The sequence below is a fragment of the Hydrogenophaga sp. SL48 genome, from assembly GCF_021729865.1.
Taxonomy (GTDB): Bacteria; Pseudomonadota; Gammaproteobacteria; order Burkholderiales; family Burkholderiaceae_C; genus Hydrogenophaga.
In genome coordinates, this window is record NZ_CP063400.1 from 309,338 (window position 1) to 323,268 (window position 13,931).

Annotated in this window: 12 protein-coding genes; all 12 read left to right on the top strand. The window is 64.3% G+C overall.

The features are described 5' to 3' along the window. Nucleotides 1-143: 143 nt before the first annotated feature. The 12 genes from IM738_RS01415 to murA all read left to right on the top strand — a co-directional run bounded on the left by IM738_RS01415 (nt 144) and on the right by murA (nt 13,864). Entirely contained in the window at nt 144-4,931 is a 4,788-nt protein-coding gene (locus IM738_RS01415) for a glutamate synthase-related protein (RefSeq protein WP_236964125.1), read from the top strand. Between the two features lie 27 nt (nt 4,932-4,958). Next, nucleotides 4,959-6,440, top strand: a complete 1,482-nt coding sequence (locus IM738_RS01420) for a glutamate synthase subunit beta (protein ID WP_236964126.1) — start codon at nt 4,959-4,961, stop codon at nt 6,438-6,440. A 178-nt stretch (nt 6,441-6,618) separates the two neighbouring features. Continuing rightward, complete coding sequence (locus IM738_RS01425; protein WP_236964127.1) at nt 6,619-7,434, top strand: ABC transporter ATP-binding protein; 816 nt, start codon at nt 6,619-6,621, stop codon at nt 7,432-7,434. Beyond that, nucleotides 7,431-8,210, top strand: a complete 780-nt coding sequence (gene mlaE / locus IM738_RS01430) for a lipid asymmetry maintenance ABC transporter permease subunit MlaE (protein WP_236964128.1) — start codon at nt 7,431-7,433, stop codon at nt 8,208-8,210. The genes IM738_RS01425 and mlaE overlap by 4 nt, the downstream gene beginning before the upstream one ends. Nucleotides 8,211-8,229: 19 nt before the next feature. Further along, nucleotides 8,230-8,709 carry an outer membrane lipid asymmetry maintenance protein MlaD gene (gene mlaD / locus IM738_RS01435; RefSeq protein WP_236964129.1) on the top strand — a complete coding sequence of 160 codons (480 nt, stop codon included), beginning with the start codon at nt 8,230-8,232 and terminating at the stop codon, nt 8,707-8,709. 49 nt (nt 8,710-8,758) lie between these two features. After that, nucleotides 8,759-9,493: an MlaA family lipoprotein gene (locus tag IM738_RS01440; protein ID WP_236964130.1), complete on the top strand. Its 735-nt coding sequence runs from the start codon at nt 8,759-8,761 to the stop codon at nt 9,491-9,493. Nucleotides 9,494-9,622: 129 nt separating this feature from the next. Continuing rightward, entirely contained in the window at nt 9,623-10,240 is a 618-nt protein-coding gene (locus IM738_RS01445; RefSeq protein ID WP_236964131.1) for an MlaC/ttg2D family ABC transporter substrate-binding protein, read from the top strand. A gap of 7 nt (nt 10,241-10,247) precedes the next feature. Then, complete coding sequence (locus IM738_RS01450; RefSeq protein WP_236964132.1) at nt 10,248-10,538, top strand: STAS domain-containing protein; 291 nt, start codon at nt 10,248-10,250, stop codon at nt 10,536-10,538. Nucleotides 10,539-10,638: 100 nt separating this feature from the next. Next, complete coding sequence (locus IM738_RS01455) at nt 10,639-11,577, top strand: ABC transporter ATP-binding protein (RefSeq protein ID WP_236964133.1); 939 nt, start codon at nt 10,639-10,641, stop codon at nt 11,575-11,577. After that, nucleotides 11,574-12,329 carry an ABC transporter permease gene (locus IM738_RS01460; protein ID WP_236964134.1) on the top strand — a complete coding sequence of 252 codons (756 nt, stop codon included), beginning with the start codon at nt 11,574-11,576 and terminating at the stop codon, nt 12,327-12,329. The genes IM738_RS01455 and IM738_RS01460 overlap by 4 nt, the downstream gene beginning before the upstream one ends. Before the next feature lie 13 nt (nt 12,330-12,342). After that, the gene (locus IM738_RS01465) at nt 12,343-12,582 is read left to right on the top strand and encodes a BolA family protein (protein WP_236964135.1); all 240 of its coding nucleotides are present in this window, start codon (nt 12,343-12,345) and stop codon (nt 12,580-12,582) included. A 13-nt stretch (nt 12,583-12,595) separates the two neighbouring features. Further along, nucleotides 12,596-13,864, top strand: a complete 1,269-nt coding sequence (gene murA / locus IM738_RS01470) for a UDP-N-acetylglucosamine 1-carboxyvinyltransferase (protein ID WP_236964136.1) — start codon at nt 12,596-12,598, stop codon at nt 13,862-13,864. Nucleotides 13,865-13,931 lie beyond the last annotated feature (67 nt).

The following is a 13,931-nucleotide window of genomic DNA, read 5'->3' on the forward strand; positions in this document are numbered from 1 at the left end:
TGATCTGTCCCTTATTAATTTGTCAAAGTATTTTAAGGTAATTAATAAGAATCTGACCCCAATTAATTGTCTTGGCATTTTTGTTGCATTGCACTATCCTTCGCATCCGCCTTTTTGTGCCCACGAACTTTGAAGGAAGCGCCATGACCACGGCAGCCGAACAGCAGCAACTCCAGCAACAGGGTCTGTACGACCCGGCCCACGAGCACGATGCCTGCGGCGTCGGTTTTGTGGCCCACATCAAGGGCGAGAAGCGCCACGACATCGTGACCCAGGCGCTCAAGATCCTGGAAAACATCGATCACCGCGGCGCCGTGGGGGCCGATGCGCTCATGGGCGATGGTGCCGGCATCCTGATCCAGCTGCCCGACGCGCTGTACCGCGAAGAAATGGCCAAGCAGGGCGTGGCCCTGCCGCCCGCCGGTGAGTACGGCGTGGGCATGATCTTCCTGCCCAAGGAGCACGCGTCCCGCCTGGCCTGCGAACAGGAGATGGAGCGTGCCATCAAGGCCGAAGGCCAGGTGCTGCTGGGCTGGCGCGATGTGCCGGTGAACAAGGACATGCCGATGTCCCCCACCGTGCGCGAGAAAGAGCCCATCATGCGGCAGGTCTTCATCGGCCGCGGCACCGACGTGATCGTGCAGGACGCGCTGGAGCGCAAGCTCTACGTGATCCGCAAGACGGCCAGCGCCCACATCCAGGCGCTCAAGCTCAAGCACAGCAAAGAGTATTACGTGCCCAGCATGAGCAGCCGCACCGTGGTCTACAAGGGCCTGCTGCTGGCCGACCAGGTGGGCACTTACTTCCTGGACCTGCAAGACCCGCGCTGCGTGTCCGCCCTGGGCCTGGTGCACCAGCGCTTCTCCACCAACACCTTCCCCGAATGGCCGCTGGCCCACCCGTACCGCTACGTGGCGCACAACGGTGAAATCAACACCGTCAAGGGCAACTACAACTGGATGAAGGCGCGCGAAGGCGTGATGTCCTCGCCGGTGCTGGGCGCCGACCTGCAGAAGCTCTATCCCATCAGCTTCGCTGGCCAGTCCGACACCGCCACGTTCGACAACTGCCTCGAACTGCTCACCATGGCGGGTTACCCGATCAGCCAGGCCGTGATGATGATGATTCCCGAGCCCTGGGAGCAGCACACCATGATGGACCCGCGTCGCCGCGCCTTCTACGAGTACCACGCCGCGATGCTGGAGCCCTGGGACGGCCCGGCCTCCATCGTGTTCACCGACGGCCGCCAGATCGGCGCCACGCTGGACCGCAACGGCCTGCGTCCTTCGCGCTACTGCATCACCGACGACGACCTCGTCATCATGGGTTCGGAGTCGGGTGTGCTGCCGATCCCCGAGAACAAGATCGTGCGCAAGTGGCGCCTGCAGCCGGGCAAGATGTTCCTGATCGACCTGGAGCAGGGCCGCATGATCGATGACGAGGAGCTGAAAGCCAACCTCGCCAACAGCAAGCCTTACAAGCAGTGGATCGAGAACCTGCGCATTCGCCTGGACGACGTCGAGCATCCCGTGGCCGGTGAAGACGCGGTGGAACTGCCGATCGCGAAGACCGAGCCGCAGTCGCAGGGCACCGAGAACGTCTCGCCTGAGCTGCTGGACCAGCAACAGGCCTTCGGTTTCACGCAGGAAGACCTCAAGTTCCTGCTCAGCCCCATGGCCGCCAACGGCGAAGAGGGCATTGGCTCCATGGGCAACGACAGCCCGCTGGCCGTGCTCTCGGGCAAGAACAAGCCGCTGTACAACTACTTCAAGCAGTTGTTTGCCCAGGTGACCAACCCGCCGATCGACCCGATCCGCGAAGCCATCGTGATGTCGCTGGTGTCCTTCGTCGGCCCCAAGCCCAACCTGCTGGACATCAACCAGGTCAATCCGCCGATGCGCCTGGAGGTGAGCCAGCCGGTGCTGGACGCCGCCGACATGGCCAAGCTGCGCAACATTGAATCGGTGACGCAGGGCAAGTTCAAGAGCCAGACGCTGGACATCACCTACCCCGCCGCGTGGGGCAAGGAAGGTGTGGAGGCCAAGCTGGCCTCGCTGTGCGCCGAAGCCGTGGACGCGATCAAGGGTGGCAAGAACATCCTGATCATCAGCGACCGCGGCGTCAGCCGCACCCAGGTGGCGGTGCCCGCGCTGCTGGCGCTGTCGGCCGTGCACCAGCACCTGGTGCGCGAGGGCCTGCGCACGACCGCCGGCCTCGTGGTCGAGACCGGCACCGCGCGCGAAGTGCACCACTTCGCGGTGCTGGCCGGCTACGGCGCCGAAGCCGTGCACCCCTACCTGGCCATGGAAACGATCCAGGCCATCCACCAGGAATTGCCTGGCGACCTGTCGGCCGACAAGGCGATCTACAACTACGTCAAGGCCATCGGCAAGGGACTGTCGAAGATCATGTCCAAGATGGGCGTGAGCACCTACATGTCGTACTGCGGTGCCCAGCTGTTCGAGGCCATCGGCCTGAACACCGAGACCATCGCCAAGTACTTCACTGGCACCGCCAGCCGTGTGGAGGGCATCGGCGTGTTCGAGATCGCCGAAGAGGCCATCCGCATGCACAAGGCCGCCTTCGGTGACGACCCTGTGCTGGCCAGCATGCTGGAGACCGGCGGCGAATACGCCTGGCGTGCCCGTGGCGAAGAGCACATGTGGACGCCCGATGCCATCGCGAAGTTGCAGCACAGCACGCGCGCCAACAACTGGAACACGTACAAGGAATACGCCCAGATCATCAACGACCAGAGCAAGCGCCACATGACGCTGCGTGGCCTGTTCGAGTTCAAGATCGACCCCAGCAAGGCGATCGCCATCGACGAGGTGGAGCCCGCCAAGGAGATCGTCAAGCGCTTTGCCTCCGGTGCCATGTCGCTGGGCTCGATCTCCACCGAAGCCCACGCGACGCTCGCCGTGGCCATGAACCGCCTCGGCGGCAAGAGCAACACCGGTGAAGGCGGTGAAGACGCGCTGCGCTACCGCAACGAGCTCAAGGGCATCCCGATCAAGCAGGGCCAGACCATGTCCGACCTGCTGGGCAACATCTTCGAGGTGGACTACCCGCTCGAAGCCGGCGACTCGATGCGTTCCAAGATCAAGCAGGTGGCCTCGGGCCGCTTCGGTGTGACCGCCGAGTACCTGAACAGCGCCGACCAGATCCAGATCAAGATGGCGCAGGGCGCCAAGCCCGGCGAGGGCGGCCAGCTGCCCGGCGGCAAGGTGTCGGAGTACATCGGCAAGCTGCGCCACAGCGTGCCGGGCGTGGGCCTGATTTCCCCGCCGCCGCACCACGACATCTATTCGATCGAAGACCTGGCCCAGCTGATCCACGACCTGAAAAACGTGGCGCCGCACAGCTCCATCAGCGTGAAGCTGGTGTCCGAGGTGGGCGTGGGCACCATCGCCGCGGGCGTGGCCAAGTGCAAGGCCGACCACGTGGTGATCGCCGGCCACGACGGCGGCACGGGCGCTTCACCCTGGTCGTCGATCAAGCACGCCGGTTCGCCCTGGGAAATCGGCCTGGCCGAAACCCAGCAGACCCTGGTGCTCAACCGCCTGCGCAGCCGCATCCGCGTGCAGGCCGATGGCCAGATGAAGACCGGCCGCGACGTCATCATCGGTGCGCTGCTGGGCGCCGACGAGTTCGGTTTCGCCACGGCGCCGCTGGTGGTCGAGGGCTGCATCATGATGCGCAAGTGCCACCTGAACACCTGCCCGGTGGGCGTGGCCACGCAAGATCCGGAGCTGCGCAAGAAGTTCTCGGGCCGCCCGGAGCACGTCGTCAACTACTTCTTCTTCATCGCCGAAGAAGTGCGCCAGATCATGGCCCAGCTGGGCATCGCCAAGTTCGATGACCTGATCGGCCGCGCCGACCTGCTGGACATGCGCGAGGGCATCGAGCACTGGAAGGCCCGTGGCCTGGACTTCAGCCGCCTGCTGGCGACGCCGAACGTGCCTGCCGACGTGCCGCGCCTGCACACGCAGAACCAGGACCACGGTCTGGAAAAGTCCCTCGACAACGTCTTGATCGCCAAGAGCAAGGCCGCCATCGAAAAAGGGGAGAAGGTCCAGTTCATGGAGCGCGCGCGCAACGTGAACCGCTCCGTGGGTGCCATGCTGTCGGGCGCAGTGACCAAGGTGCACCCCGAGGGGCTGCCCGACGACACCATCCGCATCCAGCTTGAGGGCACGGGCGGCCAGTCCTTCGGTGCCTTCCTCACCAACGGCATCACGCTGTACCTGATCGGTGACGCCAACGACTACACCGGCAAGGGCCTGTCGGGTGGTCGCGTGGTCGTGCGACCCAGCATCGACTTCCGCGGCGAATCCACCCGCAACATCATCGTGGGCAACACCGTCATGTACGGCGCGACCTCCGGCGAAGCCTTCTTCAGTGGCGTGGCTGGCGAGCGTTTCGCCGTGCGCCTCTCGGGTGCCACTGCGGTGGTCGAAGGCACGGGCGACCACGGTTGTGAGTACATGACCGGTGGCACCGTGCTGGTGCTGGGCAAGACCGGCCGCAACTTCGCGGCCGGCATGAGCGGCGGCATCGCCTACGTCTACGACGAAGACGGCCTGTTCGCCCAGCGCTGCAACACCGCCCAGGTTGCCCTGGACAAGGTGCTGCCGGCCGCCGAGCAGGAAGCCTCGACCGACAAGGCCATCTGGCACCGCGACCAGACCGACGAAGCCCAGCTCAGGAAGCTGCTGGAGGACCACAACCGCTGGACGGGCAGCAAGCGCGCCCGCGAGCTGCTGGACAACTGGGCCGAGGCACGCGCGAAATTCGTGAAGGTCTTCCCGACCGAATACAAGCGCGCGCTGGGCGAGATCAACGCCAAGAAGGTCGCCGCATCCGCCACGGGCAAGGCACAGAGCAGCGCCCAGAAGCAACAGGGCCGGCAGGCTGCCCCCGCCAAGTAAAGCAACATACCCACGCAGGATCACATCATGGGAAAAGTCACCGGCTTCATGGAATTTGAGCGTCTGGAAGAGGGCTACAAGCCCGTTGCCGAACGCCTGAAGCATTACAAGGAATTCGTGGTCGGCCTCGACGAGAGCCAGGCCAAGATCCAGAGCGCGCGCTGCATGGACTGCGGCACGCCGTTCTGCAACAGCGGCTGCCCTGTCAACAACATCATTCCGGACTTCAACGACCTCGTGTACTCGGGTGACTGGCAGAACGCGATCACGGTGCTGCACAGCACCAACAACTTTCCCGAATTCACGGGCCGCATCTGCCCCGCGCCTTGCGAGGCCGCCTGCACCATCAACGTCAACGGCGACGCGGTGGGCATCAAGTCCATCGAACACGCAATCATTGACAAGGCCTGGGCGGAGGGCTGGGTGCAGCCGCAGCCAGCCAAACACAAGACCGGCAAAAAGGTCGCTGTGGTCGGTTCCGGTCCGGCCGGCTTGGCCGCGGCGCAGCAGCTGGCACGCGCCGGCCACGACGTGACGGTGTTCGAGAAGAACAGCCGCATCGGTGGGCTGCTGCGTTACGGCATCCCCGACTTCAAGATGGAGAAGAGTCACATCGACCGCCGCGTGGCGCAGATGGAAGCCGAAGGCGTGGTCTTCAAGACCAGCACCCTGATCGGCGCCATGCCGGAGGGCCTCAAGGTCACGAACGACGCGAAGACGGTGATCAGCGCCGACGACCTCCAGGCCCAGTTCGACGCCGTGCTGCTGACCGGTGGCTCCGAGCAGAGTCGCGACCTGCCGGTGCCTGGCCGAGAACTCGATGGCGTGCACTTCGCCATGGAGTTCCTGCCCATGCAGAACAAGGTCAACGCGGGCGACAAGCTCAAGGGCCAGCTGCGCGCAGACGGCAAGCACGTCATCGTCATCGGCGGTGGCGACACCGGTTCCGACTGCGTGGGCACCAGCACCCGCCACGGTGCCGTCAGTGTGACCCAGTTCGAGGTGATGCCCCAGCCGCCCGAGCAGGAGAACAAGCCTTTGGTGTGGCCCTACTGGCCGCTGAAACTGCGCACCAGTTCCAGCCATGACGAGAGCGCCGAGAAGGGCATCCTCCAGCGCGAGTTCGCCATCTCCACCAAAGAGTTCGTCGGCAAGAACGGCAAGCTCACAGGGCTCAAGACCGTGCACATCGAGATGAAAGACGGCAAGCTGGTGGAAGTGGCCGGCACGGAGAAGGAATACAAGGCCGACCTCGTGCTGCTGGCCATGGGGTTCGTGAACCCGGTCGCCACCGTGCTCGACGCCTTTGGCGTGGACAAGGACGCGCGCGGCAACGCCAAGGCCTCGACGGAATTTACCGGCGGTTACATCACCAACGTGCCCAAGGTGTTTGCGGCCGGTGACATGCGCCGTGGCCAGAGCCTGGTGGTCTGGGCCATCCGGGAAGGCCGCCAGGCCGCGCGCTCGGTGGACGAGTTCCTGATGGGCTGCTCCGACCTGCCGCGCTGAATGAAGCCCACCCCCGCCGCGCTGCGCGCGACCCCCTCAGGGGGCGATGCGAGTGGCCAGGCGGTGCCGGTTCCACCGCATCCTGGGTGTCAGGACACCGCTCCCTGGGGTCGATGAGCGGTGGTCCGGAATGGGATTTACCCTCATGCGACAATGCGCAGTCATTTTTTCTGGCCCCATGAGCGACACCCCATTCATCGACATTGATCATGTGACCTTTGGCTACGACAGCCGGAGAACCATTCTCAACGACATCTCCCTGAAGTTCGCTCGTGGCAAAGTCACCGCGGTGCTGGGCGGCTCCGGCTGCGGCAAGACCACCCTGCTGCGCCTGATCGGTGGGGTGCACGCACCCAACAGCGGCCGTGTGGTCTTTGATGGCGAAGTGGTCAACGCGGGCGACAAGACCCAGCTGTTTCGTCTGCGCCGCCGCCTGGGCATGCTGTTCCAGTTTGGCGCGCTGTTCACCGACCTCTCGGTGTTCGACAACGTGGCCTTCCCCCTGAGGGAAATGACCGACCTGCCCGAGACGCTGATTCGCCACATCGTGCTGATGAAGCTCAATGCGGTGGGGCTGCGTGGCGCGGCCAGCTTGCGCATCAGCGAGGTGTCCGGTGGCATGGCCCGCCGCGTGGCCCTGGCCCGCGCGATCGCGCTCGACCCCGAACTCATCATGTACGACGAGCCCTTCGCCGGCCTGGACCTGGTGTCCATGGGCGTGGCGGCCAAGCTCATCCGCACGCTGACCGATGTCACGGGTGCCACCACGTTGCTGATTTCGCACGATGTGCCCCAGTGCATGGCGATCAGCGACTGGGTGGTGCTGCTGGCCACCGGTGGCCGCGTGGTCGCCGAGGGCACGCCCGCCGAGCTCATGGCCAGCGATGAGCCCGAGGTGCGGCAGTTTGTGCGGGGTGAGCCGGACGGGCCGGTGAAGTTCCACTACCCGGCGCGGTCGGTGGCCGAGGATTTTGGCCCGAGGGCACCGGCATGAACTTCCTGCAAACACTGGGCCAATCCGTGCTCAGCCAACTCGGCCGCTGGGGCCATGGCGCCGTGTTCTTTCTTGAGCTGCTCCGGGCGGTGCCGGCATCGCTGCGACGATTCGGTCTCGTGATGGCCCAGATCAACGCGATCGGCAACCGGTCTCTGGTGATCATCATGGCCTCGGGGCTGTCGGTCGGGTTCGTGCTGGCCCTGCAGATGTACTACGCGTTGACCACCTACGGCGCAGCCGAATCGCTGGGGTTGATCGTCAACCTTTCTCTGGTCCGTGAACTCGGTCCTGTGGTCACGGCCTTGCTGTTTGCCGGGCGTGCGGGCACCTCGCTCACCGCCGAGATCGGCCTCATGAAGGCGGGCGAGCAGATCGCCGCCATGGAGCTGATGGCGATCGACCCCAAGGCCCGTGTGCTGGCGCCGCGGTTCCTCGGCGGCATCATTTCCATGCCCCTGCTGGCCGCGCTGTTTTCCACGGTCGGCATCCTGGGCGCCTATGTGGTCGCGGTGGTGCTGATCGGCATCGATGCCGGCAATTTCTGGTCCATTCAACAAAACGGCGTGGACGTCTGGCGCGACGTCGGTAACGGCGTTGTAAAAAGTTTCGTTTTCGGCGTGATCTGCACTGCGGTGGCGCTGTACCAAGGTTTTGAAACCGAAGCCACGCCAGAGGGCGTGGCTTACGCCACGACCCGAACCGTGGTCACGGCATCGTTGAGTGTGCTGGCCATGGACTTCATCCTGACCGCCCTGATGTTCTCGACACCCTGATTCCGCTACCGGAGAACCCATGAACAAGAAAAGCACAGAGATTTTTGTTGGCCTGTTTGTCGTGCTCGGCTTGCTGGCCTTGCTCTTCCTTGCCCTCAAGGCTGCCAACCTCGGCAGTTTTGCGGGTGGTGGCGACACCTACACCCTGGAGGCCCGTTTCGACAACATCGGTGGCCTGAAGTCCCGCGCGCCGGTGCGTTCTGCGGGTGTGAACGTGGGCCGTGTGACCAGCGTCACCCTGGATGCACAGACCTACCAGGGCGTCGTCAAGATGGAGATCAACAAGGGCGTGAATTTTCCCAAGGATTCGTCCGCCAAGATCCAGACCTCGGGGCTGCTGGGCGACCAGTATGTGGGGCTTGAGCCGGGCGGCGATGAAAAGAACCTGGCGGCCGGCGACGTGATCACCCAGACGCAGTCGGCCGTGGTGCTGGAAAACCTGATCGGGCAGTTCCTGTACAACAAGGCGGCCGACGGCGGTGAGCAGAAGGCTCAGTGAACGGCGACGTCAACCCCGTGCTGCACGGAGTGATTCAGGAGAGGAACAAATGCAACACGTGACCCGACCTTTTCCTTGGCACAGTCGCTGGTTGGTCTTGACGTTGGTGGTCACGCTGACCGCTTGTGCCAGCGGCCCCAATGCCAATCCGCGCGACCCGCTGGAGCCGTTCAACCGCGGTATGACGGACGTGAACGACGCGGTGGACGGCGCGGTGCTCAAGCCGGTGGCCACCGTGTACCGCGACATCACTCCCGATCCGGTGCGCACGGGCGTGAACAACTTCTTCCAGAACCTGGGTGATGTGTGGTCGTTCATCAACGCCACGCTGCAACTGCGGCCTCGCGAAGCGGCGGAAAACTTCCTTCGGTTCAACGTCAACACGGTGTTCGGGGTGGCGGGCCTGTTTGATGTGGCCTCCGAGATGGGTCTGGAGCGCACGCGCCTCGATTTCGGTCAGACCCTGGGTCGTTGGGGTGTGCCGTCAGGCCCCTATCTGGTGTTGCCGCTTTTTGGTCCCTCTTCGATCCGCGATGCTGCGGGGTTCAGCATCGAGTCCCGGGGTGACCTGGTGCAGGGTCTTTCCAACATCCCGATGCGCAATTCGCTCTACGTCCTTCGCGCGGTGGAGACGCGCGCCAACCTGCTCCGTGCCACCAACTTGCTGGAAGGCGCGGCGCTGGACAAATACAGCTTCACACGTGATTTGTACCTGCAGCGCCGCGAAAGCCAGATCGATGACCTGAAAGACAAAGGCATCGGTTTGAAAGACGCTGCCGACTGACAACAAAGCGATACGACAGAATTACACCCCCGAAACAAATGCCGGTGACCGGTGACGTACAGTCCCGGTCTCAAGCGGCACACAAGTTTGGCATCACGCTGAACCGCCGCCACGAAAGGAACTGAAATGATGCAACGCCGCCACTGGATGTCCAGCCTGATCACCGCCGCCGCCATGCTCGCCAGCCCGCTGGCGTTTGCAGAGGTCGAGGCGCCAGACGCATTGGTCAAGCGCATTTCCAGCGATGTGCTGACCTCGGTCAAGGCCGACCCGGCGATCCAGAAGGGCGACATCAACCGCATCGTCGCGTTGGTGGACGCCAAGATCATGCCCAACGTCAACTTCTCCCGCATGACCTCCATGGCCGTGGGCCGTTTCTGGCGCCAGGCCACGCCGGAGCAGCAAAAGCAGCTTCAGGACGAGTTCAAGATCTTGCTTGTGCGCACCTACGCGGGCGCTCTGGGTGAAGTCAAGGACCAGACGCTGAGTTTCCGTCCGATGCGGTCCAAGCCCGAAGACACCGAGGTCGTGGTGCGCACGGAGGTGCGCGGCCGTGGTGAGCCCATCCAGCTCGACTACCGGTTGGAAAAGACGCCCGAAGGCTGGAAGATCTATGACCTGAACGTGCTGGGTGCCTGGCTGGTGGAAAACTACCGCAGCCAGTTTGCGCAGGAGATCGGCACCAAAGGCATCGACGGCCTGATCGCCAATCTGGTCCAGCGCAACAAAGCCGCCAAGGCCAGCTGATCCAGCCATGAGCACGTCCAGCCCCGTCGTTTCCGTTCCGATGCCCGAGCAGCTGACGCTGCAGGGATCTGCCCAGACCCTGCTCAGGCTGAAGCCGTTGCTCGCCCAGCAGGCGGGGCCGACGGTGGCGCTGGACGCCGCGCCGATGCGGGTGTTTGACACTTCGGCGGTGGCGGTGTTGTTGGAATTGCGCAACGGGCTGCTGGCCGAGGGCAAGTCGCTGCAGGTCCTGCGCATGCCTGAGCGCCTGCAGGCGCTGGTGGCGCTGTACGGCGTGGCAGAGCTGTTGCCGGCCTGATCCGGTGGCTTCAGCGCCGTCCGGCGCTGCGGCTTAAAATCGAGGGCTCACCCGCGAGCAGATGTCCTGCCCGTGTCTGGTGCTCTGGTTCCCTCCCTCAATGCCCGCAGTTTCCTTTCAGAATGTCTCCAAGACCTATGCCACCGTCCGCGGTGAGCTGCAGGCCCTCAAACAGGTGTCGTTTGACATCCAGCCGGGTGAGTTTTTCGGCCTGCTCGGTCCCAATGGCGCGGGCAAAACCACGCTGATCAGCGTGCTCGCCGGTCTGGCCCGTGCCACCGGTGGCCAGGTGCTGGTGCACGGCCACAACGTCCAGACCGATTACCAGGCCGCGCGTCGCGCGCTCGGCGTGGTCCCGCAGGAGCTGGTGTTTGACCCGTTTTTCAATGTGCGCGAGGCGCTGCGGTTCCAGTCCGGCTATTTCGGCATCCGCCACAACGACGCCTGGATCGACGAGCTGCTCGCCGGCCTGGGCTTGGCCGACAAGGCGGGCGCCAACATGCGCCAGCTGTCCGGTGGCATGAAGCGCCGCGTGCTGGTGGCGCAGGCGCTGGTGCACAAGCCCCCGGTGATCGTGCTCGATGAGCCCACCGCCGGCGTGGACGTGGAGTTGCGGCAGACGCTGTGGCACTTCATCAGCCAGCTCAACAAGCAGGGCAGCACCGTGCTGCTCACCACGCACTACCTGGAAGAGGCCGAAGCCTTGTGTGGCCGCATCGCCATGCTCAACCGCGGCGAGGTGGTGGCGCTGGACCGCACGTCCGAGCTGCTCAAGCGCGCGGCCTCCAACGTGCTGCGTTTCAAGACCGACGACGCCTTGCCCGACGATCTGGCCGCCTTGGCCCGTGTGACCGGCCGCGTGGTCCAGTTGCCCGCCCACGACGCGCTGGCGGTCGAGCGTGTCCTGGCCCGCGCGCGCGAATCGGGTGTGCGGGTGGAGGACGTTGAAATCCGCAAAGCCGATCTGGAGGATGTGTTCCTCGACATCATCGAAGGCAGCAACGTGGCCCGCCGGGCACAGGAAGAGGTGGCTGCGTGACCGGTTGGCAGATGCTGTTTTACAAAGAGGTATTGCGCTTCTGGAAGGTCGGTTTCCAGACCGTCGCCGCACCGGTGATCACCGCCATCCTCTACATGATGATCTTTGGCCATGTGCTCGAAGGCAGGGTGCAGGTCTATGACACGGTGAACTACACCGCCTTCCTGCTGCCCGGGCTGGTGATGATGAGCGTGCTGCAGAACGCGTTCGCCAACAGCAGCTCCTCACTGATTCAGAGCAAAGTCATGGGCAACCTGGTCTTTCTGCTGCTCACGCCGCTGTCGCACCGCGCCTGGTTCTTGGCCTATGTGGGTTCGTCGGTGGTGCGGGGCCTGGCGGTGGGCGCGGGCGTGATGCTGGCCACCTGGTGGTTTGCCCGGCCCGCGTTGGATGCCCCCTTGTGGATACTGGTCTTTGCTTTCATGGGTGCGGCCTTGCTGGGCGCCTTGGGTCTGATCGCGGGTTTGTGGGCGGAGAAATTCGACCAGATGGCCGCGTTCCAGAACTTTGTCATCGTGCCCATGACCTTCCTGTCGGGCGTGTTCTACTCGATCCATTCCCTGCCCGAGTTCTGGCAGCGTGTGAGCCACCTCAACCCGTTCTTCTACATGATCGACGGCTTCCGCTACGGGTTCTTCGGGGTGAGCGATGTGTCGCCCTGGATCAGCCTGGGGCTGGTGAGCGTCGCGCTGGCGGTGGTCAGCGCCATCGCCCTTCACCTGCTGCGCACCGGGTACAAGATCCGCCATTGACCTCCTCAAGCCCATGACTTCAGACCAACTTCAACAACTCATCGCCGCAGGTCTCGCCTGCGAGCACATCGAGGTCACGGGCGACGGCCGCCACTGGGCCGCCGTGATCGTTTCGCCCGAGTTCGAGGGCAAGCGCCTCATCGCACGCCACCAGCGCGTCTATGCCACGCTGGGTGAGCGCATCAAGACCGACGAGGTGCATGCCCTGTCCATGAAAACCTACACCCCCGCCGAATGGGCGGCCCAACCTTGAAGAGTACCGAACCATGGACAAACTGCGCATCACGGGCGGACGCCCTCTCCATGGCGAAGTGACCATCTCGGGCGCCAAGAACGCGGCCCTGCCCGAGTTGTGTGCCACGTTGCTGACCAACGAACAGGTCGACCTGGCCAATGTGCCGCGCCTTCGCGACGTGGCCACCATGCGCCTCCTGTTGGACAACATGGGCGTGAGGACCGAGACCCATGGCGAACGCGGTGGCATGAGCTTTCAGGCGCCCGACACGCTCAACCCCGAAGCGCCTTACGAGCTCGTCAAGACCATGCGGGCGTCGGTGCTGGTGCTGGGGCCGCTGCTGGCGCGCTTTGGTCGCGCGAAGGTGTCGCTGCCCGGCGGCTGTGCGATCGGCTCGCGGCCAGTGGATCAGCACATCAAGGGCCTGCAGGCCATGGGTGCCGAGATCACGGTGGACCACGGCTACATGATCGCCAGCCTGCCCCAGGGGCGCCAGCGGCTGCATGGCGCTCGCATCACCACCGACATGGTCACGGTGACCGGCACCGAGAACTTCCTCATGGCCGCGGCGCTCGCCGAGGGCGAGACGGTGCTGGAGAACGCGGCTCAGGAGCCCGAGATTCCCGACCTGGCCGAGATGCTGATCGCCATGGGCGCGAAGATCGAAGGCCACGGCACGAGCAAGATCCGCATCCAGGGGGTGGACCGCCTGCATGGTGGTCATCACCAGGTGGTGGCCGACCGCATCGAGGCGGGCACCTTCCTGTGTGCCGTCGCCGCCACGGGGGGCGATGTGATCCTGCGCCATGCGCGTGCCGAGCACCTGGACGCGGTGATCGACAAGTTGCGGGAAGCCGGTGCTCAGATCGAGCCGGGCGACGGCTTCATCCGTGTGCGCGCCTCGGGCCGCATGAAGGCGCAAAGCTTCCGGACCACCGAATACCCGGGCTTCCCCACCGACATGCAGGCGCAGTTCATGGCGCTCAACTGCATCGCCCAGGGTGCCAGCAAAGTCACCGAAACCATTTTTGAGAACCGCTTCATGCACGTCAACGAGATGGTGCGCCTGGGCGCACACATCCAGACCGACGGCAAGGTGGCGGTAATCGAGGGTGTCGACAGGCTGCAGGGGGCCACGGTCATGGCGACCGATTTGCGCGCTTCCGCCAGCCTGGTGATCGCCGGCCTGGTGGCCGAAGGCGAGACCATCGTCGACCGCATCTACCACCTGGACCGGGGTTACGACCAGATGGAAGCCAAGCTGCGCGGCATCGGCGCAGACATCGAGCGCATCAAATGAAATACACCCCCGCCGCGCTTCGCGCGACCCCCTCAAGGGGGCACCTGCGGTCTGGCGAAGCCAGTCC

Coding starts and splice junctions, on each gene's coding strand:
- IM738_RS01455 (WP_236964133.1), top strand. CDS start 10,639: ATGCCCGCAGTTTCCTTTCAGAATGTCTCCAAGACCTATGCCACCGTC.
- IM738_RS01440 (WP_236964130.1), top strand. CDS start 8,759: ATGCAACACGTGACCCGACCTTTTCCTTGGCACAGTCGCTGGTTGGTC.
- IM738_RS01425 (WP_236964127.1), top strand. CDS start 6,619: ATGAGCGACACCCCATTCATCGACATTGATCATGTGACCTTTGGCTAC.
- mlaD (WP_236964129.1), top strand. CDS start 8,230: ATGAACAAGAAAAGCACAGAGATTTTTGTTGGCCTGTTTGTCGTGCTC.
- IM738_RS01420 (WP_236964126.1), top strand. CDS start 4,959: ATGGGAAAAGTCACCGGCTTCATGGAATTTGAGCGTCTGGAAGAGGGC.
- IM738_RS01450 (WP_236964132.1), top strand. CDS start 10,248: ATGAGCACGTCCAGCCCCGTCGTTTCCGTTCCGATGCCCGAGCAGCTG.
- IM738_RS01445 (WP_236964131.1), top strand. CDS start 9,623: ATGCAACGCCGCCACTGGATGTCCAGCCTGATCACCGCCGCCGCCATG.
- mlaE (WP_236964128.1), top strand. CDS start 7,431: ATGAACTTCCTGCAAACACTGGGCCAATCCGTGCTCAGCCAACTCGGC.
- IM738_RS01415 (WP_236964125.1), top strand. CDS start 144: ATGACCACGGCAGCCGAACAGCAGCAACTCCAGCAACAGGGTCTGTAC.
- IM738_RS01465 (WP_236964135.1), top strand. CDS start 12,343: ATGACTTCAGACCAACTTCAACAACTCATCGCCGCAGGTCTCGCCTGC.
- murA (WP_236964136.1), top strand. CDS start 12,596: ATGGACAAACTGCGCATCACGGGCGGACGCCCTCTCCATGGCGAAGTG.